The organism is Massilia sp. METH4, from assembly GCF_037094685.1.
Lineage (GTDB): Bacteria > Pseudomonadota > Gammaproteobacteria > Burkholderiales > Burkholderiaceae_D > Rugamonas.
On the sequence record NZ_CP146614.1, the window covers coordinates 2814041 to 2831060 of the forward strand.

19 protein-coding genes are annotated in these 17020 nt (G+C 65.5%); 5 read left to right on the top strand and 14 right to left on the bottom strand.

The features are described 5' to 3' along the window. Positions 1-4: 4 nt before the first annotated feature. On the bottom strand, positions 5-559 hold the full coding sequence (locus V6Z91_RS12470) for a cob(I)yrinic acid a,c-diamide adenosyltransferase (protein WP_338770750.1): 555 nt from the start codon (positions 557-559) through the stop codon (positions 5-7). 81 nt (positions 560-640) lie between these two features. Here V6Z91_RS12470 and V6Z91_RS12475 point away from each other — a divergent pair, with 81 nt between their 5' ends. Further along, positions 641-2131: an FAD-linked oxidase C-terminal domain-containing protein gene (locus V6Z91_RS12475; protein ID WP_338770752.1), complete on the top strand. Its 1491-nt coding sequence runs from the start codon at positions 641-643 to the stop codon at positions 2129-2131. A 66-nt stretch (positions 2132-2197) separates the two neighbouring features. Here V6Z91_RS12475 and V6Z91_RS12480 read toward each other — a convergent pair whose 3' ends face one another. The 5 genes from V6Z91_RS12480 to V6Z91_RS12500 all read right to left on the bottom strand — a co-directional run bounded on the left by V6Z91_RS12480 (position 2198) and on the right by V6Z91_RS12500 (position 9434). Continuing rightward, positions 2198-3799: an alkaline phosphatase D family protein gene (locus tag V6Z91_RS12480; RefSeq protein ID WP_338770754.1), complete on the bottom strand. Its 1602-nt coding sequence runs from the start codon at positions 3797-3799 to the stop codon at positions 2198-2200. Positions 3800-4009: 210 nt separating this feature from the next. Beyond that, positions 4010-6496, bottom strand: coding sequence for a PAS domain S-box protein (locus V6Z91_RS12485; RefSeq protein ID WP_338770756.1), 2487 nt, complete (start codon positions 6494-6496; stop codon positions 4010-4012). Positions 6497-6743: 247 nt separating this feature from the next. Next, positions 6744-7229, bottom strand: a complete 486-nt coding sequence (locus tag V6Z91_RS12490; protein WP_338770758.1) for a glutathione peroxidase — start codon at positions 7227-7229, stop codon at positions 6744-6746. 7 nt (positions 7230-7236) lie between these two features. Then, the gene (locus tag V6Z91_RS12495) at positions 7237-8373 is read right to left on the bottom strand and encodes a PilT/PilU family type 4a pilus ATPase (protein WP_338770760.1); all 1137 of its coding nucleotides are present in this window, start codon (positions 8371-8373) and stop codon (positions 7237-7239) included. Between the two features lie 17 nt (positions 8374-8390). Beyond that, a complete protein-coding gene (locus V6Z91_RS12500) occupies positions 8391-9434 on the bottom strand; it encodes a type IV pilus twitching motility protein PilT (protein WP_338770762.1) in 1044 nt (347 codons plus the stop codon). A gap of 160 nt (positions 9435-9594) precedes the next feature. On the opposite strand from V6Z91_RS12500, the gene V6Z91_RS12505 reads away from it, so the two are divergent. Genes V6Z91_RS12505 through V6Z91_RS12515 form a run of 3 tightly spaced genes read left to right on the top strand, consistent with a single transcriptional unit; the run spans position 9595 to position 11365 of the window. Beyond that, positions 9595-10302 (top strand): YggS family pyridoxal phosphate-dependent enzyme, encoded by a 708-nt coding sequence (locus V6Z91_RS12505; protein WP_338770763.1) that lies wholly within the window; start codon positions 9595-9597, stop codon positions 10300-10302. A gap of 14 nt (positions 10303-10316) precedes the next feature. Next, positions 10317-11144, top strand: coding sequence for a pyrroline-5-carboxylate reductase (proC, locus tag V6Z91_RS12510; protein ID WP_338770764.1), 828 nt, complete (start codon positions 10317-10319; stop codon positions 11142-11144). Further along, positions 11144-11365, top strand: a complete 222-nt coding sequence (locus V6Z91_RS12515) for a hypothetical protein (RefSeq protein ID WP_338770766.1) — start codon at positions 11144-11146, stop codon at positions 11363-11365. Before proC ends, V6Z91_RS12515 begins: the two co-directional genes overlap by 1 nt. 48 nt (positions 11366-11413) lie before the next feature. Here the strand turns inward: V6Z91_RS12515 and V6Z91_RS12520 are convergent, their stop codons facing one another. The 3 genes from V6Z91_RS12520 to V6Z91_RS12530 all read right to left on the bottom strand — a co-directional run bounded on the left by V6Z91_RS12520 (position 11414) and on the right by V6Z91_RS12530 (position 13703). After that, entirely contained in the window at positions 11414-11779 is a 366-nt protein-coding gene (locus V6Z91_RS12520; protein ID WP_338770768.1) for a DUF883 domain-containing protein, read from the bottom strand. 103 nt (positions 11780-11882) lie between these two features. After that, positions 11883-12758: a 4-hydroxybenzoate octaprenyltransferase gene (gene ubiA, locus V6Z91_RS12525; protein ID WP_338770770.1), complete on the bottom strand. Its 876-nt coding sequence runs from the start codon at positions 12756-12758 to the stop codon at positions 11883-11885. 9 nt (positions 12759-12767) lie between these two features. Beyond that, entirely contained in the window at positions 12768-13703 is a 936-nt protein-coding gene (locus V6Z91_RS12530; RefSeq protein WP_338770772.1) for a hydrogen peroxide-inducible genes activator, read from the bottom strand. Positions 13704-13831: 128 nt separating this feature from the next. Between V6Z91_RS12530 and rfaE2 the strand changes: the two genes are divergently transcribed. Next, on the top strand, positions 13832-14323 hold the full coding sequence (gene rfaE2 / locus V6Z91_RS12535; RefSeq protein ID WP_338770774.1) for a D-glycero-beta-D-manno-heptose 1-phosphate adenylyltransferase: 492 nt from the start codon (positions 13832-13834) through the stop codon (positions 14321-14323). Here the strand turns inward: rfaE2 and V6Z91_RS12540 are convergent. The 5 genes from V6Z91_RS12540 to V6Z91_RS12560 all read right to left on the bottom strand — a co-directional run bounded on the left by V6Z91_RS12540 (position 14304) and on the right by V6Z91_RS12560 (position 17005). Next, entirely contained in the window at positions 14304-14762 is a 459-nt protein-coding gene (locus V6Z91_RS12540; protein WP_338770775.1) for a YetF domain-containing protein, read from the bottom strand. The genes rfaE2 and V6Z91_RS12540 overlap by 20 nt on opposite strands. 137 nt (positions 14763-14899) lie before the next feature. Then, positions 14900-15310, bottom strand: a complete 411-nt coding sequence (locus tag V6Z91_RS12545) for a VOC family protein (protein WP_338770777.1) — start codon at positions 15308-15310, stop codon at positions 14900-14902. After that, a complete protein-coding gene (locus V6Z91_RS12550) occupies positions 15307-15783 on the bottom strand; it encodes an AraC family transcriptional regulator (RefSeq protein ID WP_338770779.1) in 477 nt (158 codons plus the stop codon). The genes V6Z91_RS12545 and V6Z91_RS12550 overlap by 4 nt, the downstream gene beginning before the upstream one ends. Positions 15784-15799: 16 nt before the next feature. Beyond that, positions 15800-16270, bottom strand: coding sequence for a tRNA (uridine(34)/cytosine(34)/5-carboxymethylaminomethyluridine(34)-2'-O)-methyltransferase TrmL (gene trmL / locus V6Z91_RS12555; protein WP_338770781.1), 471 nt, complete (start codon positions 16268-16270; stop codon positions 15800-15802). 15 nt (positions 16271-16285) lie between these two features. Next, positions 16286-17005, bottom strand: a complete 720-nt coding sequence (locus tag V6Z91_RS12560; RefSeq protein WP_338770783.1) for a ComF family protein — start codon at positions 17003-17005, stop codon at positions 16286-16288. Between the last annotated feature and the right edge of the window lie 15 nt (positions 17006-17020).

Sequence of the window (17020 nt, forward strand, 5' to 3'; positions counted from 1 at the left end):
GCGATCAGCCTTTTTTCCGGTCGTGGTTCCACAGCACGTCGCTGCCGCCCGCGTAGCGGTTCAGCACGCGGGCCAGCACGAACAGCAGGTCCGATAAGCGGTTCACGTATTGCCGCGGGTGCTCGTGCAGGGTTTCCTCGCTGCCCAGCGTGACGATGCTGCGCTCGGCGCGGCGGCACACGGTGCGGCACACGTGCGCCAGCGAGGCGGCGCGGGAGCCGCCGGGCAGGATGAATTCCGTCAGCGCCGGCAGGGTGGCGTTGTACTTTTCCAGCAGCGCATCGAGGCGCTCCACGTGCTCTTCCTTGATCAGCTGGTAACCGGGAATGCACAGTTCGCCGCCCAGGTCGAACAGGTCGTGCTGGATCGTCACCAGCTCCGCGCGCATCTCGTCGGGCAGCGGTTCGCACAGCAGCACGCCCAGGTGCGAATTCAGTTCATCGACCTCGCCCATCGCATGCACGCGCACGCTGTCCTTGCGCGTGCGGCTGCCGTCGCCCAGGCCGGTGGTGCCGTTGTCGCCCGTGCGGGTCGCGATCTTCGATAGCCGGTTGCCCATCGTTCGTCTCCGTATAGTGTAAAAACTGCGAGCATACGCCAAGAATCGGCGTGCCGGGCCGTTTCGTCCTACAATCGGCGCATGACCACCCCCGCCAGCCAATCCGGGTTCACCGAGAGCCGCCAGCGCGCCGTAGCAAAGGCCCTGTGCGCAGTGCTGCCGCCGCATTGCGTGCTGTCGCGCCTCGAGGACACCCGCCCGTACGAATGCGACGGCCTGTCCGCCTACCGCCAGCCGCCCATGATCGTGGCGCTGCCGGAGAACGAGGCGCAGGTGGTGGCCGCGCTGAACGTCTGCCGCGACATGAACGTGCCGATCGTGCCGCGCGGAGCCGGCACCGGCCTCTCCGGCGGAGCCATGCCGATCGCGGACGGCGTGGTGCTGTCCACCGCGAAGCTGAACCGCATCGTGCGGCTCGATGCGCATGCGCGCACGGCCGTCGTGCAGCCGGGCGTGCGCAACCTGGCCATTTCCGAAGCCGCCGCGCCCTTCGGCCTGTATTACGCGCCCGATCCCTCGTCGCAGATCGCCTGCACGATCGGCGGCAACGTGGCCGAGAATTCCGGCGGCGTGCATTGCCTGAAGTACGGCCTCACCGTGCACAACGTGCTGCGCGTGCGTGTGGCCACCATCGAGGGCGACTTGATCGAACTGGGCGGCGAGGCACCCGATGCGCCCGGCCTCGACCTGCTGGCCGTGTTCATCGGCTCCGAAGGGATGCTGGGCATCGTGACCGAAGTCACCGTGAAGCTGGTGCCGAAGCCGGCCGTGCAGCGCGTGATCATGGCCTCGTTCGGCGACATCGTCACGGGCGCCAACGCGGTGGCCAGCGTGATCGCGGCCGGCATCATCCCCGCCGGCCTGGAAATGATGGACCAGACCTCGTCGCGCATGGTCGAGCCGTTCGTCCACGCCGGCTACGACCTGGACGCGGCGGCCATCCTGCTGTGCGAAGCCGACGGCACGCCCGAGGAGGTGGAAGACGAGATCGCCCGCATGGCGGCCGTGCTGCGCGACGCGGGCGCCACGGCCATCGCCGTGTCCACCAGCGAGGCCGAGCGCCTGAAGTTCTGGTCGGGCCGCAAGAACGCCTTTCCCGCCGCCGGCCGCATCTCGCCCGACTACTACTGCATGGATGGCACCATCCCCCGCAAGCACCTGGCCAGGGTCCTGGCCGGCATCGCGCAGATGGAAGTGAAGTATGGCCTGCGCTGCGCCAACGTGTTCCACGCGGGCGACGGCAACCTGCACCCGCTGATCCTGTTCGACGCCAACGTGCCCGATGAACTGGCGCGCGCGGAACGCTTCGGCGCCGAGATCCTCGCGCTGTGCGTGGAAGTCGGCGGCACGATCACGGGCGAGCATGGCGTGGGGATCGAGAAGATCGATTCCATGTGCGTGCAGTTCAAGCCCGCGGAGCTGGCCGCCTTCTTCGGCGTCAAGCGGGCCTTCGATCCGCCGGGCCTGCTCAATCCCGACAAGGCCATTCCCACGTTGCACCGCTGCGCCGAGTTCGGCCGGCTGCGCGTGAGCGGAGGGGCCGTGCCTCATCCGGATTTGCCACGGTTCTGATCCGAATGTCGCTTGGCGAGTGGGGCCACAGCATACGTTCGCCCACTCACCAGGCGGCATTACGGCTCACACCCCCGCAGCGGGAATCGTCTGCCTGAACTGCGACACCCCGTCGAGGTTGAACAGTTCCACCGTCATCGCCTTCGTTTGCGGGTCGATATTCGCTTCGCCGAAGAACTGGTAGCCGGCGAACGGCGAGGAAGCCTGGATCGGTGGCGCCTTAGAGAAGACCACGGTCGGGCCGAAGGTCATGTCGAGCGTGCCCGGGCCGAAGCTGCCGGCGTTCATGGGGCCGGCCACGAATTCCCAGAACGGCGAGAAGTTCGTGTATTTCGCCTTGGCCGGGTCGTAGTAGTGTGCGGCGCAGTAGTGCACGTCGGTAGTGATCCACACCACGTTGGGAACGGACTTGATGGCGCTGAGCAGGCGGGCCATTTCCAGTTCGCGGCCGAGGGGCACGCCGTCGTTGCCGTTGGCGAGCGCTTCCCACAAGGCGTTGCCCTGCGCATCCTTGCCGTCGCCGACATTGAGGCCAATGGGCATGTCGGCGGAAATGACTTTCCAGGTCGCCGTCGAGGCTTTCAGGCCGGCGATCAGCCAATCGATCTGCGCGCTGCCCAGGAAGGCCGAGGTGGCGTCCTCGACCGTTTGCAGGTTGGTGCTGTTCGGGCCGCGGTAGGTGCGCATGTCCACCACGAACACGTCGAGCAGCGGGCCGTGCGAGATGGTGCGGTAGATGCGCCGCGGTTCGCCTTGCTTGTAATAGCGCATCGGCGCATATTCGAGGAAGGCGCGGCGGCCGCGCTCAGTGAGCGTGGCGATGCTTTTCTCCGTATAGCGCGTGTCGGCCGGCAGGTTCTTGGCGTCGCTGTAGTTGTTCGTCACCTCGTGGTCGTCCCACTGCCAGATCTGCGGCACCTGGGCGGCGAACTTCCTGAAGTTGGCATCCATCATGTTGTAGGAATGCCGGCCGCGGAATTCCTTCAGCGTTTCCGCGACCTTGCTCACTTCTTCCGTGACGATGTTGCGCCAGAGCTGGCCGTTCTCCGCCTTGACCTCGGCCTGGATCGGGCCGTCGGCATACACCGTGTCGCCGTTGTGAATGAAGAAGTCGGGGTCGCGCACCCGCATCGCCTCGTAGATCTTCATGCCGCCGAAATCGGTGTTGATGCCCCAGCCCTGGCCGCACTGGTCGCCGCTCCAGTGGAAGCGCACGGAGCGCGTGCCGCTGGCGGCGGGCGTGGTCCGGAACTGGCCCGACACGGTTTCGCTTTCGATCTTCGCGTTGTCGGGATCGACGTAGCGCACCCGCACGAACATCGTTTGCCCCGCAGGCAGGCCAGAGAGGTCGACGCGGGTCGTGAAATCGGTGGCATCGCTGGCAATCGGGCCGACGATGCGGCTGGCATTGCCGAATCGGTCGCTCGTGTCGTATTCGACGATCATCTGCGCCTTGCGGTCGCTGCGGCCCCAGATGATGGCGCTATTGTCCGACACGTCGCCGAACTGGATTCCCGACGGCAGCTTCGGCCGCTCGTTTTCGCTCGCGACGACGGCCGGGCCGCTGCCGCCGCAACCTTGCAGCAGCAGGGAAGTACCGATTGCGGAACTGCCCACCAGCATTCCGCTCTGGGACAGGAAACGGCGGCGCGAAATGGATGATGTCATGCTTGCTCCCTATGAACTGAAAGGGGGCAAGTGTAGGTTGCCGATATTACAAGAGGATGAAACCGGACGACGAAACCGTGGCAAGGGCGATCCGGCGCTTGCCTGCCGCGAGGCGGAGACTGTCGCGGCCCGGTTCACTGGGGCCGGGTGGCGCGCAAAGCTCTCGGCCAGTCGCGGCGCCGGGGCATGCGCGCGGACGGACGTGCCGCGTCATTGGCGTGCGGAAGGGCGCCTGCTCACCGCGGCATCGACCAGCGCCAGGAGTTCCCCCGTGTCGACAGGCTTGACGAGGTGGTGGTCGAACCCGGCGTCGGCGGTCTGCTCCCGATCCTGGTGTTGCCCATACCCTGTTACAGCGATCAGGATGCTCTGCGCCGTCTGCGCGCGTGATCTGAGCATGCGCGCCAGCGTATAGCCATCCATTTCCGGCAGGCCGATATCGAGGACACAGACATCCGGCGACACATCTTTCGCGCGCTCGAGCGCGATTGCCGCACTGTACACAACGAAAACTTCGTGCCCTGCAACCTCGAGAAGCATGGCCAGCATGTTTGCCGCATCCTCATTGTCATCGACGATGAGGATGCGCCGCCGGGTTGCCGGGGGCCGGGCGAGTTCCGGCCCCTGCTGGCTGTCGGCCGTGTCCGATTTTTGCACACGAGGCAATGTCACGACGAAACAGCTGCCTTTGCCCGCGCCCTCGCTCTCGCAGCGGACACCGCCACCGTGAAGTTCGACCAGGCTCTTCACCAATGCCAGCCCGATGCCCAGGCCGCCCTGGGCACGATCGGGACTGCGCGCGGCCTGCGCGAACAGGTCGAAAATGCGCGGCTGCAGTTCGGCCGGGATGCCAGTCCCGTTGTCGGCAACATGCAGAAACACGCTTTCCGGACTTGCCTGCATGCTGAGGCGGATGGTCCCGCCGGACGGCGTGTACTTTGCGGCATTGTTCAACAGATTGGTCAGGATCTGGACGAGCCGCTTGTGGTCGCCGACGACATGCGCCGGTTCCGGATCCAGGTCGAGCGTGAGGTGGTGCCTTTTTGCCTCGACCAAGGGGCGCACCTGTTCCAGGGCGTCCGTGATGACCTGCTTGACGTCGATATCGGTCCTGTCCAGGGTAACCAGGCCGCGCGTTACCCTCGATACATCGAGCAGGTCGTCCACCAGCGAAGTCATGTGGCGTACCTGCCGGGAGATGATCTGGCTGGTGCGCTGCAGCTGCTCCGGATCGAGATGCGCCACTTCCATCAGGTCCGCCGCGGCCCGGATCGGTGCCATCGGGTTTCTCAGTTCGTGGGCCAGCATGGCAAGAAACTCATCCTTGCGGCGGTCCGCCTCCATCAGCGCTTCCTCCACCCGCTTGCGTTGGCTGATATCCACCGAAACGGCCAGCAGGCTGTTGATCGACCCGTCCGTGACATTGCGGATCGGGCTGACCGTATTGCTGACCCACACGGTACTGCCATCCGGGCGGAGATAACGCTTCTCTATCTCGAATGGTTCGCCGAATTCGACCGCCCGCTTGAACAGTGGAAGATTCGGCACCAGATCTTCGGCATGGGTGAGATCCTGCATGTACATGCCGAGCAATTCCGCCCTGGAGCGGGCGACGATATTGCAGTATCTGTCGTTCACCCGGATGATGCGGCCGGTCGGATCGACTTCGCAGAAGCCGGCACCCGTCTGGTCGAACAGTGAACGCAGATGCGCCTCGCTCTCCTGCAGGGCTTTTTCCGTGCGTCGTCGATCGGTCAGGTCGACGAAGGTGCAGACGGCTCCCGACAATTGGCCATCCTGCCATACCGGTCTTGCGCGGTACTCGACCGGGAAAGCCGTACCGTCCACCCTGAAGAACGCTTCGTCCTCGACGTGGGCTGGCGTGCCGTATTGGGCGGCGTGATAGATCGGGCAATCGCAGGCGTGGTAGGGCGACCCGTCGGGACGGGTATGGTGAATGATGTCATGCAGCTTGCGGCCAACGGCATCCTCTTCCCGCTCGAAGCCGAGCATTTTCAGGAATGCGGCATTGCACATGATCGTCACGCCGTTGCGATCGACCGAATAGAAGCCTTCTTCCGTACAGTTGATCAGCAGCCGCAGGTAATCGCGGCTTTTGCGTACCTCTTTCTCGACATTGCCGAGCCGTGCAGCAATGCGCATGCGTTCGATGGATTCCCAGCAGCGGTTTGCCACCGCTTCCAGCATCTTGATCTCTTTAGCTTGCCAGTGCCGGGGAACCGACTGATGCAATGCCATGCCCGCCACCATCTTGCCGTCCTTGATAATCGGAACGCTGACAACTGCGCGGATACCGGTGTCGCGGTAGGACCGCAGCACATCCCGGACGCGAAGGTCGGTTTCGACGTCGTCGACGACGTAGGGCAGGCCGGAACGGTTGAGACGAACGAATTCGGCTCCAAAGGCAGCCATGTCGTAACGCCCGACGATGCTCGGCACGCCATCAGTATAGTTTCCTGTCAGAAGGAAGGTATCCGTCGCGTCATCCACATGTGCGTAGGCGCAGCGATGGACAGCGAGGTGCCTGCCGAGTATGGACGCGGCAGTACAGGTAATCTCTTCCGGCGAGATCAGTGGCCACAGTGCTTCGTCGAGCCTGGCCATGAACCTGTAACGTTCCAGTTCCTCGAAAACAGACGCTTCCTCCTGGGGGGAGTCAGATATCGATTCTGGCATCTGTCTTCTCTGTCATCGGTTTGGTGTTTTACGGTGAACGCAGGTGGAGATGGCAGATCTGCATGGCCCCGTTCCCGGCTTGCTCCTTCAGTTGACTCATTTTACAGGTTTGCAATACACGGCAGCGCAGTGGCAGTGCACCCGGGTCATGCATTCGTGGGATGCAGTGCCTGAACGCCCGCAGTGCACGCCGCAGTGCAAGCCGCAGTGTAAGCCGCAGTGTAAGCATCAAGCGCCCCGGTAAAGCTCAAGCCCCCAGCAACGCCTCGATATCGGCCGCGATATCCTCCGGCTTCGTCCCCGGCGCATACCGCTTGGCCACCGAGCCATCCTTGCGCACCAGGAACTTGGTGAAATTCCACTTGATGCCTTCGGTGCCCAGCAACCCAGGTGCCGCCTTCTTCAGGTGCTGGAACAGCGGGTGGGCATTGGCGCCGTTCACGTCGATCTTGGCGAACAGGGGGAAGGTCACGCCATAGGTCTTGTCGCAGAAGGCGCCGATCTCCTCGTGCGTGCCCGGTTCCTGCGCGCCGAACTGGTTGCACGGGAAGCCCAGCACCTCGAAGCCGCGCTCGTGGAAGCGCTCGTACAGCTTTTCCAGGCCCGCGTATTGCGGCGTGAAGCCGCAGGCGCTGGCCGTATTCACGATCAGCAGTACCTTGTCCTGGTACTGCGCCAGGTTGACGGGCTGGCCGGCCAGGCCGAGGGCGGAAAAATCGAAGACGGTGCTCATATATTCCTCAGATCAGGCCCAGGTGTTCGGTGCCGGCCGACAGGTCGCGGTTCTTCGCGGCCTTGCCTTCGAGCTTGATGGCCAGGCGCAGGTCGTTGACCGAATCGGCATTGCGCAGCGCATCCTCGTAACTGATCTTGTCGGCCTCGTACAGGTCGAACAGCGACTGGTCGAAGGTCTGCATGCCCAATTCGCGCGACTTCTTCATGAGCTCCTTGATCTCGTGCACCTTGCCCTGGAAGATCAGGTCGGAGATCAACGGGGAATTGAGCAGGATCTCGATCGCCACCGCGCGGCCCTTGGCATCCTTGAGCGGCACCAGGCGCTGCGAGATCATGCCCTTCAGGTTCAGCGACAGGTCCATCAGCAGTTGCTGGCGGCGCTCCTCGGGGAAGAAGTTGATGATGCGGTCGAGCGCCTGGTTGGCGCTGTTGGCGTGCAGCGTGGCCAGGCACAGGTGGCCCGTCTCGGCGAAGGCGATCGCGTGGTCCATCGTTTCGCGGTCGCGGATCTCGCCGATCTGGATCACGTCCGGCGCCTGGCGCAGCGTGTTCTTGAGCGCCACTTCCCAATCCTCGGTATCGACGCCCACCTCGCGCTGCGTGACGATGCAGTTGCGGTGCGGGTGCACGAATTCCACCGGGTCTTCGATGGTGATGATGTGGCCGTGGCTGTGTTCATTGCGGTAGCCCACCATGGCGGCGAGCGTGGTCGACTTGCCGGAGCCGGTGGCGCCCACCATGATCACGAGGCCGCGCTTGGCCATCACGACCTCCTTCAGCACCGGGGGCAGGGCCAGCTCGTCCAGGTCGGGGATCTTGCTGTTGATGACCCGCAGCACCATGCCCGCGGCGCCCATCTGCACGAAGGCGGACACGCGAAAGCGCCCCAGGTCGCCGGGGCTGATGGCGAAGTTCGCCTCCTTCGTCTGCTCGAAGGTGGCGGCCTGCTTGTCGTTCATGATCGCGCGGGCCAGGTCGGCCGTGTGCGCGGCCGTCAACGGCTGGGCGGAGACGGGCGTCAGCTTGCCGTCGATCTTCATCGCCGGCGGAAAGCCCGCCGTGACGAACAGGTCCGACCCCTTCTTGCTCACCATCAGGCGCAGCAGGTCGAACATGAATTTACTGGCCTGGTCGCGTTCCATCGCGGTGTCCTCGACGGTTATCCGGGGAAGTTTTCAGGGATCTTGGCGGCCGAGCGGGCGGTGGCGGCCGAGATCACGTTGCGGCGCACCAGGTCCGTCAGGTTCTGGTCCAGGGTCTGCATGCCGGCGTTGCTGCCGGTCTGGATCGCCGAGTACATCTGCGCCACCTTCGCCTCGCGGATCAGGTTGCGGATCGCCGGCGTGCCCACCATGATCTCGTGCGCGGCCACGCGGCCGGCGCCATCCTTCGTCTTCAGGAGCGTCTGCGAGATCACGGCCTGCAGCGATTCCGAGAGCATCGCGCGCACCATTTCCTTTTCCTCGGCGGGGAACACGTCGACGATGCGGTCGATGGTCTTCGCGGCGGACGACGTGTGCAGCGTGCCGAACACCAGGTGGCCCGTCTCGGCGGCGGTCAATGCCAGGCGGATCGTTTCCAGGTCGCGCAGCTCGCCGACCAGGATCGCGTCCGGGTCTTCGCGCAGCGCCGAGCGCAGGGCATTGCTGAACGACAGGGTGTGCGGCCCCACTTCGCGCTGGTTGACCAGGCACTTCTTCGATTCGTGCACGAATTCGATCGGGTCCTCGATCGTGAGGATGTGGCCGTATTCGTGCTCGTTCAGGTGGTTCACCATGGCCGCCAGCGTCGTCGACTTGCCGGAACCGGTCGGGCCGGTGACGAGCACCAGGCCGCGCGGCTTGAGCGCGAAATCGGCGAAGATCCTTGGTGCGTTCAAGTCTTCGAGCGTGAGCACTTTCGATGGGATGGTGCGCAGCACGGCGGATGCGCCGCGGTCCTGGTTGTAGGCATTGACGCGGAAGCGCGCCAGGCCGGGAATCGCGAAGCTGAAATCGACCTCCAGCATCTCCTCGTAGGCCTTGCGCTGGGAGTCGTTCATGATGTCATAGATCATGCGGTGCACTTCCTTGTGCTCCAGCGGGTCCACGTTCAGCCGGCGGACATCGCCGTGCACGCGGATCATGGGCGGCAGGCCGGCCGACAGGTGCAGGTCGGAAGCCTTGTTCTTCACGGAGAATGCGAGCAGATCGGAGATGTCCATTTATAATCCCTGTGCCTAAAAAATAATGCCAGCGTTGGGAGCTGCTGGCACAAGCCACAGGACAAGGCGCATCGTCGAAGACAGTACACTGGTACGTCGAGACGAATGCAACGCAGTCATGGGGCTTGTGTCAGCGGCTCTAAAGCTGGCGCTTCTGATTATGTCCGGAATCCAAGAGCGTTTGCAAGCTGTCGAAAATGCCATTGTGGCCGCCTGCGCCGAGGCGCGGCGCCCCGCTGGCGGCGTGAAGCTGCTGGCCGTGTCGAAGACCTTCGGGCCCGACGCGGTGCTGGCCGCGGCCGAGGCCGGCCAGCGCGCGTTCGGCGAGAACTATGTGCAGGAGGGCGTGGACAAGATCGCCGCCCTGAAGGACCGCGGCCCGCAGTTTGCTCTCGAGTGGCATTTCATCGGCCCCATCCAGAGCAACAAGACGCGGCCCATTGCCGAGCATTTCGACTGGGTGCATACGGTCGAGCGCGAGAAGATCGCCGTGCGCCTGTCGGAACAGCGGCCGGCCGCGCTGGGGCCGCTGAACGTGTGCGTGCAGGTCAACATCAGCGGCGAAGCCAGCAAGAGCGGCGCCGCCCCGGAGGAAGTGGAAGCGCTGGCCGAGGCGGTGGCAAGGCAGCCGAACCTCAGGCTACGCGGGTTGATGGCGATCCCGGAACCCGCGGATGACTTCGCGCTGCAGCGCGCACCCTTCGCTGCCATGCGCGAGCTGTTCGAACGATTGCGGGAAAAATTCGGGCCCGGCTTCGACACGCTGTCGATGGGCATGTCCGCGGACATGCGCGCGGCGGTCCTGGAAGGCGCCACCATCGTGCGCGTGGGCAGCGCCATTTTCGGTGCCCGCACCTACCACAAATAAACCAAGGGATATCCATGAAAATCGCATTCATCGGTGGCGGCAACATGGCCGCCGCCCTGATCGCGGGCCTGGCCGGCAAGGTCACGCCGGGCGCCAACATCCATGTCGTCGACCCCAGTCCCGCCGCCCTCGAAGCGCTGCATGCCCGGCATGGGGTGACGACGGCGGCATCGATCGACAAGGCGGTGACGGAAGCCGAAGTGATCGTGCTGGCCGTGAAACCGCAGAGCATGCGCGAGGCCGTGGCGCCGCTGGTGCCGCTGCTGGCCGCCGCCGGGCACACGCCGCTGGTGCTGTCGATCGCGGCCGGCATCCGCAGCGCCGACCTGTCGCGCTGGCTCGGCGGCTACGGGGCGATCGTGCGCTGCATGCCGAACACGCCGGCCCTGATCGGCATGGGCATCACCGGCGCCGTCGCCTCGGCGGGCGTGACGCAGGCGCAGCGCGCCGCCGCCGACCAGGTGCTGAAGGCGGTCGGCGGCACCGTCTGGCTCGATGACGAAGCGAAGATCGACGCCGTCACGGGCGTTTCCGGCAGCGGCCCGGCCTATGTGTTCTACTTCATCGAGGCGATGCAGCAGGCCGCCGTGGAATTGGGCCTCACGGCGGAGCAGGGCCTGGAACTGGCGAAGGCCACGTTTACCGGCGCCGCCCAGCTGGCCGCGCAGTCGGACGAGCCGGTATCGCTGCTGCGTGAACGCGTGACGTCGAAGGGGGGCACCACCTACGCGGCGCTGACCAGCATGGAAGAGAGCGGCGTGAAGGCGGCCATCGTCTCCGCCGTCAAGGCTGCCGCCGCGCGCGGCAAGGAACTGGGCGAACAGATGGGCAAGAATGGCTGATGGAAAAGCTGGAAAAGAAGCTCTGGTTTGTCGCGCTGGTCGGCGCACTGTCGGCGTTCGTCACGCTCTACCTGCTCGAAGCCGCTGGCCTGCCGAAGCTGGCGGAAATGAACATCGCCCAGCTGGCCGTTGCCGCGCTGTCCTACCACGCGTGCTCCCGGCTGTTCTCGTTCTGCGGCTGGCTGCTGGCGCTGTGTTTTGGCGCACCGGCGACGCGCTGACGTGAAAACGGCCCGCAAGCGGGCCGTTCGTACTTCGATGCCGCGAGATCAGTCGCGCGAGATGATCACGCCGGCCAGCAGGCCGACCACGGCGCCGATCACCACGGAGCGCCACGGATTGTCGTGCACATAGGTATCGGCATACTGGGCGGCCAGCTTGCCTTTGGCAACGGCACTGTCCTCGAGCGTCAGCAGATTGGTCTTGGCGGTACGCAGCGTTTCCTGGAAGCGGGTTTTCGCCTCGCCCAGGTCTTCGCTGCTGGCATTGGCCGCACCACGCAGCCATTGCTCCGCGTCGTTGATCGCGTTCTTCAGGTCGCCCATCAGGCGCTCGCGCGCCTCGCCCGAATCGCTGCCGGTCTTGCCGTTGCCGACCGTGCCGGTGGCGGTGGGATTACTTGTCGTCTGGTCCATGATCGCCTCGTCTTTAAATTGTGGAAGGGCTACTGTAGGCGGCCGCAAGTACCGGTGTGTTGTCGTTGCGCAATATTAAACGCGCGACAAGCCGCGCCAAGCCTCAGCGCAGCGCGTAATCGAGCGCGATACCAGCGAAAACGGCCGCTCCCAGGTAGTTATTGTGGCGGAACGCGGCAAAACATGGCGCACGTTCGCGCCCACGGATCAGGAAGTAGTGATAGACGGCGCAGGCGGCGGCCACGGCGAGGCCCGCCTTGTACCACAGGCCCAGGTCGAAATACGCGCCGGCGGCCAGCAGGATCGCCAGGTGCACGCCGTAACACAGCATCACGATGGCCACGTCGAAACGGCCGAAGGTGATGGCCGAGGTCTTGATGCCGATCTTCAGGTCGTCGTCGCGGTCGACCATCGCGTATTCGGTGTCGTAGGCCACGGCCCAGAACACATTTCCCACGAGCAGCAGCCAGGCCCACCCCGGCACGCCGTTCTGCACGGCGGCAAACGCCATGGGGATGCCGAAACCGAACGCGATGCCCAGGTAGGCCTGCGGGATTGCAAAGAAGCGCTTGAAGTAGGGGTAGGTGCCGGCGATGATCAATGCCGCCACCGACAACTGCTTGACGAGCGCATTGAGGGGCTGGATCAGCAGGAAGGCCACCAGCGACAGGCCGGCGGCGATCGCCAGCGCTTCCTTGCCGCTGACGCGGCCGCTGGTGATGGGACGGTCCGCCGTGCGCTTCACGTGGCGGTCGAAATCCTGGTCGGCGTAGTCGTTCACGGCGCAGCCGGCCGAGCGCATCAGGAAAGTGCCGAGGCAGAAGATCACAAGCAGGTGCCAGGCCGGCACGCCGCCGGAGGCGAGCCACAGCGCGGACAGCGTGGGCCACAATAGCAGCACGGTGCCGATCGGCTTGTCCAGGCGCACGAGGCGGAAATAGAGCTGCAGCTTGCTGGCGGCGGGGGCGGGTGCGTGCATGGCGGTTACTCAGGCGGTGGTTTCGACGGCGACCACGCCGGGCAGGCGGATCTGGGCGATGGCATCGCACAGCGCGTCGATGGCGGCCTTGCGGGTGAAGCTCTTGCGCCACACGATGACGACGCGGCGCGACGGTTGCGGGTCTTCGAAGTAGCGGTATTGCAGCATGCCGTCCTGCGCATCCATGTCGGCCACCGAGGCGCGTGGCAGCACGGTAAGTCCGATTCCGGAGGCGACCATGTGCCGGATCGTCTCGAGCGACGAGCCTTCGAAGGTGCGCTGCATGCCGTTGCCGGGCGTGGAGAAGCGTGCCATCTCCGGGCACACTTCGAGCACCTGGTCGCGGAAGCAGTGGCCGGCGCCCAGCAGCAGCATCGTTTCGCTCTTCAGGTCCTCGGCCGGGATGCGTTCGCGGTTGATCCAAGGGTGGTTCTTCGGCATCGCCACCACGAACGGCTCGTCGTACAGCGTTTGCATCGCCATGCCATGCTCGGGCAGCGGCAGGGCCATGATGGCGGCATCGAGCTCGCCCTGGCGCAGCAGTTCCAGCAGCTTCACCGTGTAGTTCTCCTGCAGGATCAGCGGCATCTGCGGCGTGGTCTCGATCATCGTCTTGACGAGCGGCGGCAGCAGGTAGGGGCCGATCGTGTAGATGACGCCGAGGCGCAGCGGTCCGGCCAGCGGGTCCTTGTTCTGCTTGGCCAGCTCCTTGATGGCGGCCGTCTGCTCCAGCACGCGTTCGGCCTGCGCGACGATCTGCGCGCCCAGCGGCGTGACCGAGACTTCGGCGCCGCCGCGCTCGAACAGCATGACGCCGAGTTCGTCCTCGAGCTTCTTGATCGCGACCGACAGCGTGGGCTGGGCCACGAAGCAGGCCTCGGCCGCGTGGCCGAAGTGCTTGGCGCGCGCCACGGCGACGATATACTTGAGTTCGGTAAGTGTCATAAAGTCAATGCAAACAGGGCGTTCCGGACGGGGTATTGTAACGGAATGCTTCTGCGCGAAACCCCACGGTACGGCTGCGCGGCAGGGCGACCTTATAATGGCGGGTCCATTACTGACGCTTTTTTGCCATGCCCTCGTTCGAAGACAAGATCTGCTCCCGCGACCAGTTGCGCGCCCGCGTGGCCGCGCTGCCCAAGCCCGTGGTCGTCACCAACGGCGTGTTCGACATCCTGCACCGCGGCCACGTGACTTACCTCGCGCAGGCGCGCGAGCTGGGCGCCTCGCTCGTGGTGGCCGCCAATACCGACGCTTCCGTGAAACGCCTGGGCAAGGGCGACGACCGCCCCCTGAACACGCTGGAAGACCGCATGGCCGTGCTGGCCGCGCTGGGGGCGGTGGACCTGGTGGTGCCGTTCGACGAGGATACGGCGCTGGAAGTGGTGCTGGAAGCGCGCCCGGAAATCTATGCCAAGGGCGGCGACTACGACATGACGGCGATTCCCGAAGGGCAGGCCGTGCTGGCCTATGGCGGCAAGGCGGTGGCGATCGACTTCGAGCACGACCGCTCGACGACCAAGCTGCTGGCCAGGGTGCGTGAATTCAGTTCTGCAAAATCGTGATCTTGCCGTCCGGCTCGAGGAAGGCGCACTTCATCTTGTGCAGCGGGCAGTCCGCCTCGCGCAGCGCCTGCTCCACGTCCCCCTCGGCCACGCGGCATTTCTTGACCACTTCATCGTAGATCTTGCCATCCCGGCCCAGCAGCACGGGCCGGCCGTCCACCAGGTCGGCAATAGTGCGGCTACGCGACGTAGCCACGGCGATCGCGACGTTCAGCGCGATCAGCGTGCTGGCAATGATGAGCCCACCCGACAGCGACTCGTCGCCGCCATTCATGGAATTGGACACCGCTTCCGACAGCAGCATCACGATCAGCAGGTCGAACGGCGTGAACTGGCCGATGGTGCGCTTGCCGGTGATCCGGACCATCACCAGCAGGAAGCAATACACGATGGCGCCGCGGGCAATGAATTCCCACCAGGGCAAGTCCATGTCGAACATAGCACCTCCATCCTTATGATGATGAGTGTGCTTATACGGCCATTCGTGCTTTTATGCCAACACTGGAGGAAGGTCGCGCGGCAGCGCCGGCGCATGGGCTGAATGCGCCACCGGCGCCACCGGCGCCACCGGGCTGATCAGCCGTTGCGCGCCTCGATCAGCTTCCACCCATTGCCGGAGGGATCCCGGAACCCCGCATCGACCGTGCCGTAACGGTCCACCGGCTCCTGCGTGAACTCCACGCCGCGCCCGCTCAGCCTGTCGTAGGCAGCGCGGCAATTGTCCACGTGCAGCACCAGCGGCGGCATCGCACCTTTGGCCACGAGCTGTTCCAGTGCCTGCGCGGTCGCCGCGTCGTGCACGGGCGGCCCCGGCTTGAACAGGCCCAGCTGGAAGGACGGCTGGTCCGGCGCCTGCACGGTCAGCCAGCGGTAAGGGCCGTTGCGCACGTCCGTATGCACCTGGAAGCCAAGCTTGTCCACATAGAAGGCCAGCGCTTCATCCTGGTCGCGCACATACAGGCCGACCACATTGATATGTTGAGTCATGGAATCTCCTTGGGTTGGGATTCCAGTGTGCCAGCGGCCAGCTGGCGCCGCTTCTCCAAAACTGCGATGTTGAGGTCGGGGCGGTGCGCGCCGCGTATCACGCATTCCGGCATGTGCGCACCCGCCGGGGGAGCCGCCTGCTCGCGCTGCCGCAGTTCACCGGGGCTGGCCCCCGTGATGTCGCGAAAGATGCGGCCGAACGTGCCGAGGCTGTTCCAGCCTGTCTGCAACGCGATGTCGAGGATGGGCAGGTCGGTGTCGCGCAGCAGGGCGGTGGCCCGTTCGATGCAGCGCGTGAGCAGGTAGCGGTGCGGCGGCAGGCCGAAGGCCTTGCGGAACTCGCGGGCGAAATGCGCGGGAGAGACGGCGCTTACTTCCGCCAGCCGCTCGACCGGCCACGCTTCGTGCGGCGCGGCATCCATCCGGTCCTTGGCGCGCAGCAGGCGCCGCAACAGGCTGGGGCTCTGGCTCATCCGCAGCCGTCCGGCGTCATGCCCCGCCGGCGTACCCGTTCTGCCGCCACGCCTCGTACACGACGACGGCGACGGTGTTCGACAGGTTCAGGCTGCGGTTCCCCGGCCGCATCGGCAGCCGGATCCGCTGCAAGGTCGGGAACGATTCGCGGAACTCCGGCGCCAGGCCGCGGGTTTCGGAACCGAACACGAACACGTCGCCCGGCTGGAAGGCCAGCTGGCCGAACGGCGTGGAACCATGCGTGGTCATCGCGAACATGCGCGCGGGGTCGGGGGCGGTGGCGGCCAGGAAGGCGTCCCAGTCCTTGTGCACCTTCATCTGCGCGTACTCGTGGTAGTCGAGGCCGGCGCGGCGCATCTTGGCATCGTCCAGCGGAAAGCCCAGCGGTTCGATCAGGTGCAATTGCGCGCCCGTATTGGCGCACAGGCGGATGACGTTGCCGGTATTGGGCGGGATCTCGGGATTGACCAGAACAACATGAAACAACTCTTTCTCCTCAAATCATGAAACTCGCTGCGAATGCGGCGGCGTGCGGGCGAACACGAGATTCGTCACCCGCGCGGCGCCGTGGCGCTTGAACACGGCGGCCAGTTCGCCCAGCGTCTGGCCGCTGCTCATCACGTCGTCGACGATGCCGATGTGCCGGCCTTCCACGAGGGCGCGGTCCGGCACGGCGAACACGTGGGCCACGTTGGCGCGGCGCCGGCCGCCATGCAGCCGGCTTTGCGCCGACGTTTCCTGCACCCGCTCGGCCAGCCGCGGTGCGACGCGCACGCCCAGCAGGCGCGCCAGCGGGCGCGCAATCTCCAGAGCCTGGTTGAAGCCCCGTTCGGCGAGCCGGCCCGTGCCCAGCGGCACGGGGCACAGCAGTGCCGGCGCCCCCAAGGCCGGCGCCGCGCGCACCGCGCCGGCCAGCAGTTCCGCGAACAGGCGCGCATGCGCGAGCTGGCCGCCGAACTTCAGCTCCAGCACGAGCCGGTCCCACGGCAGCGCATAGGGCACCGCCGCCACGGTCGCGTCGAAGGCGGGGCGCCGCGTTACGCAGGCGCCGCACGCCACGCCGTGCGAGCCGGGCGGCAGCGGGTCTGCGCACACCGGGCAGCGCGGCGCGCCATCGGCCGGGAATTGCGCGCGGCAGGGCGGGCACAACGCCTCACGGCCGGGCATGCCGCACAGCACGCAGGGGCAGGGCAGCAATGCCGCCAGCAAATTTGCCGTCACCGTCGCCATCGCCGC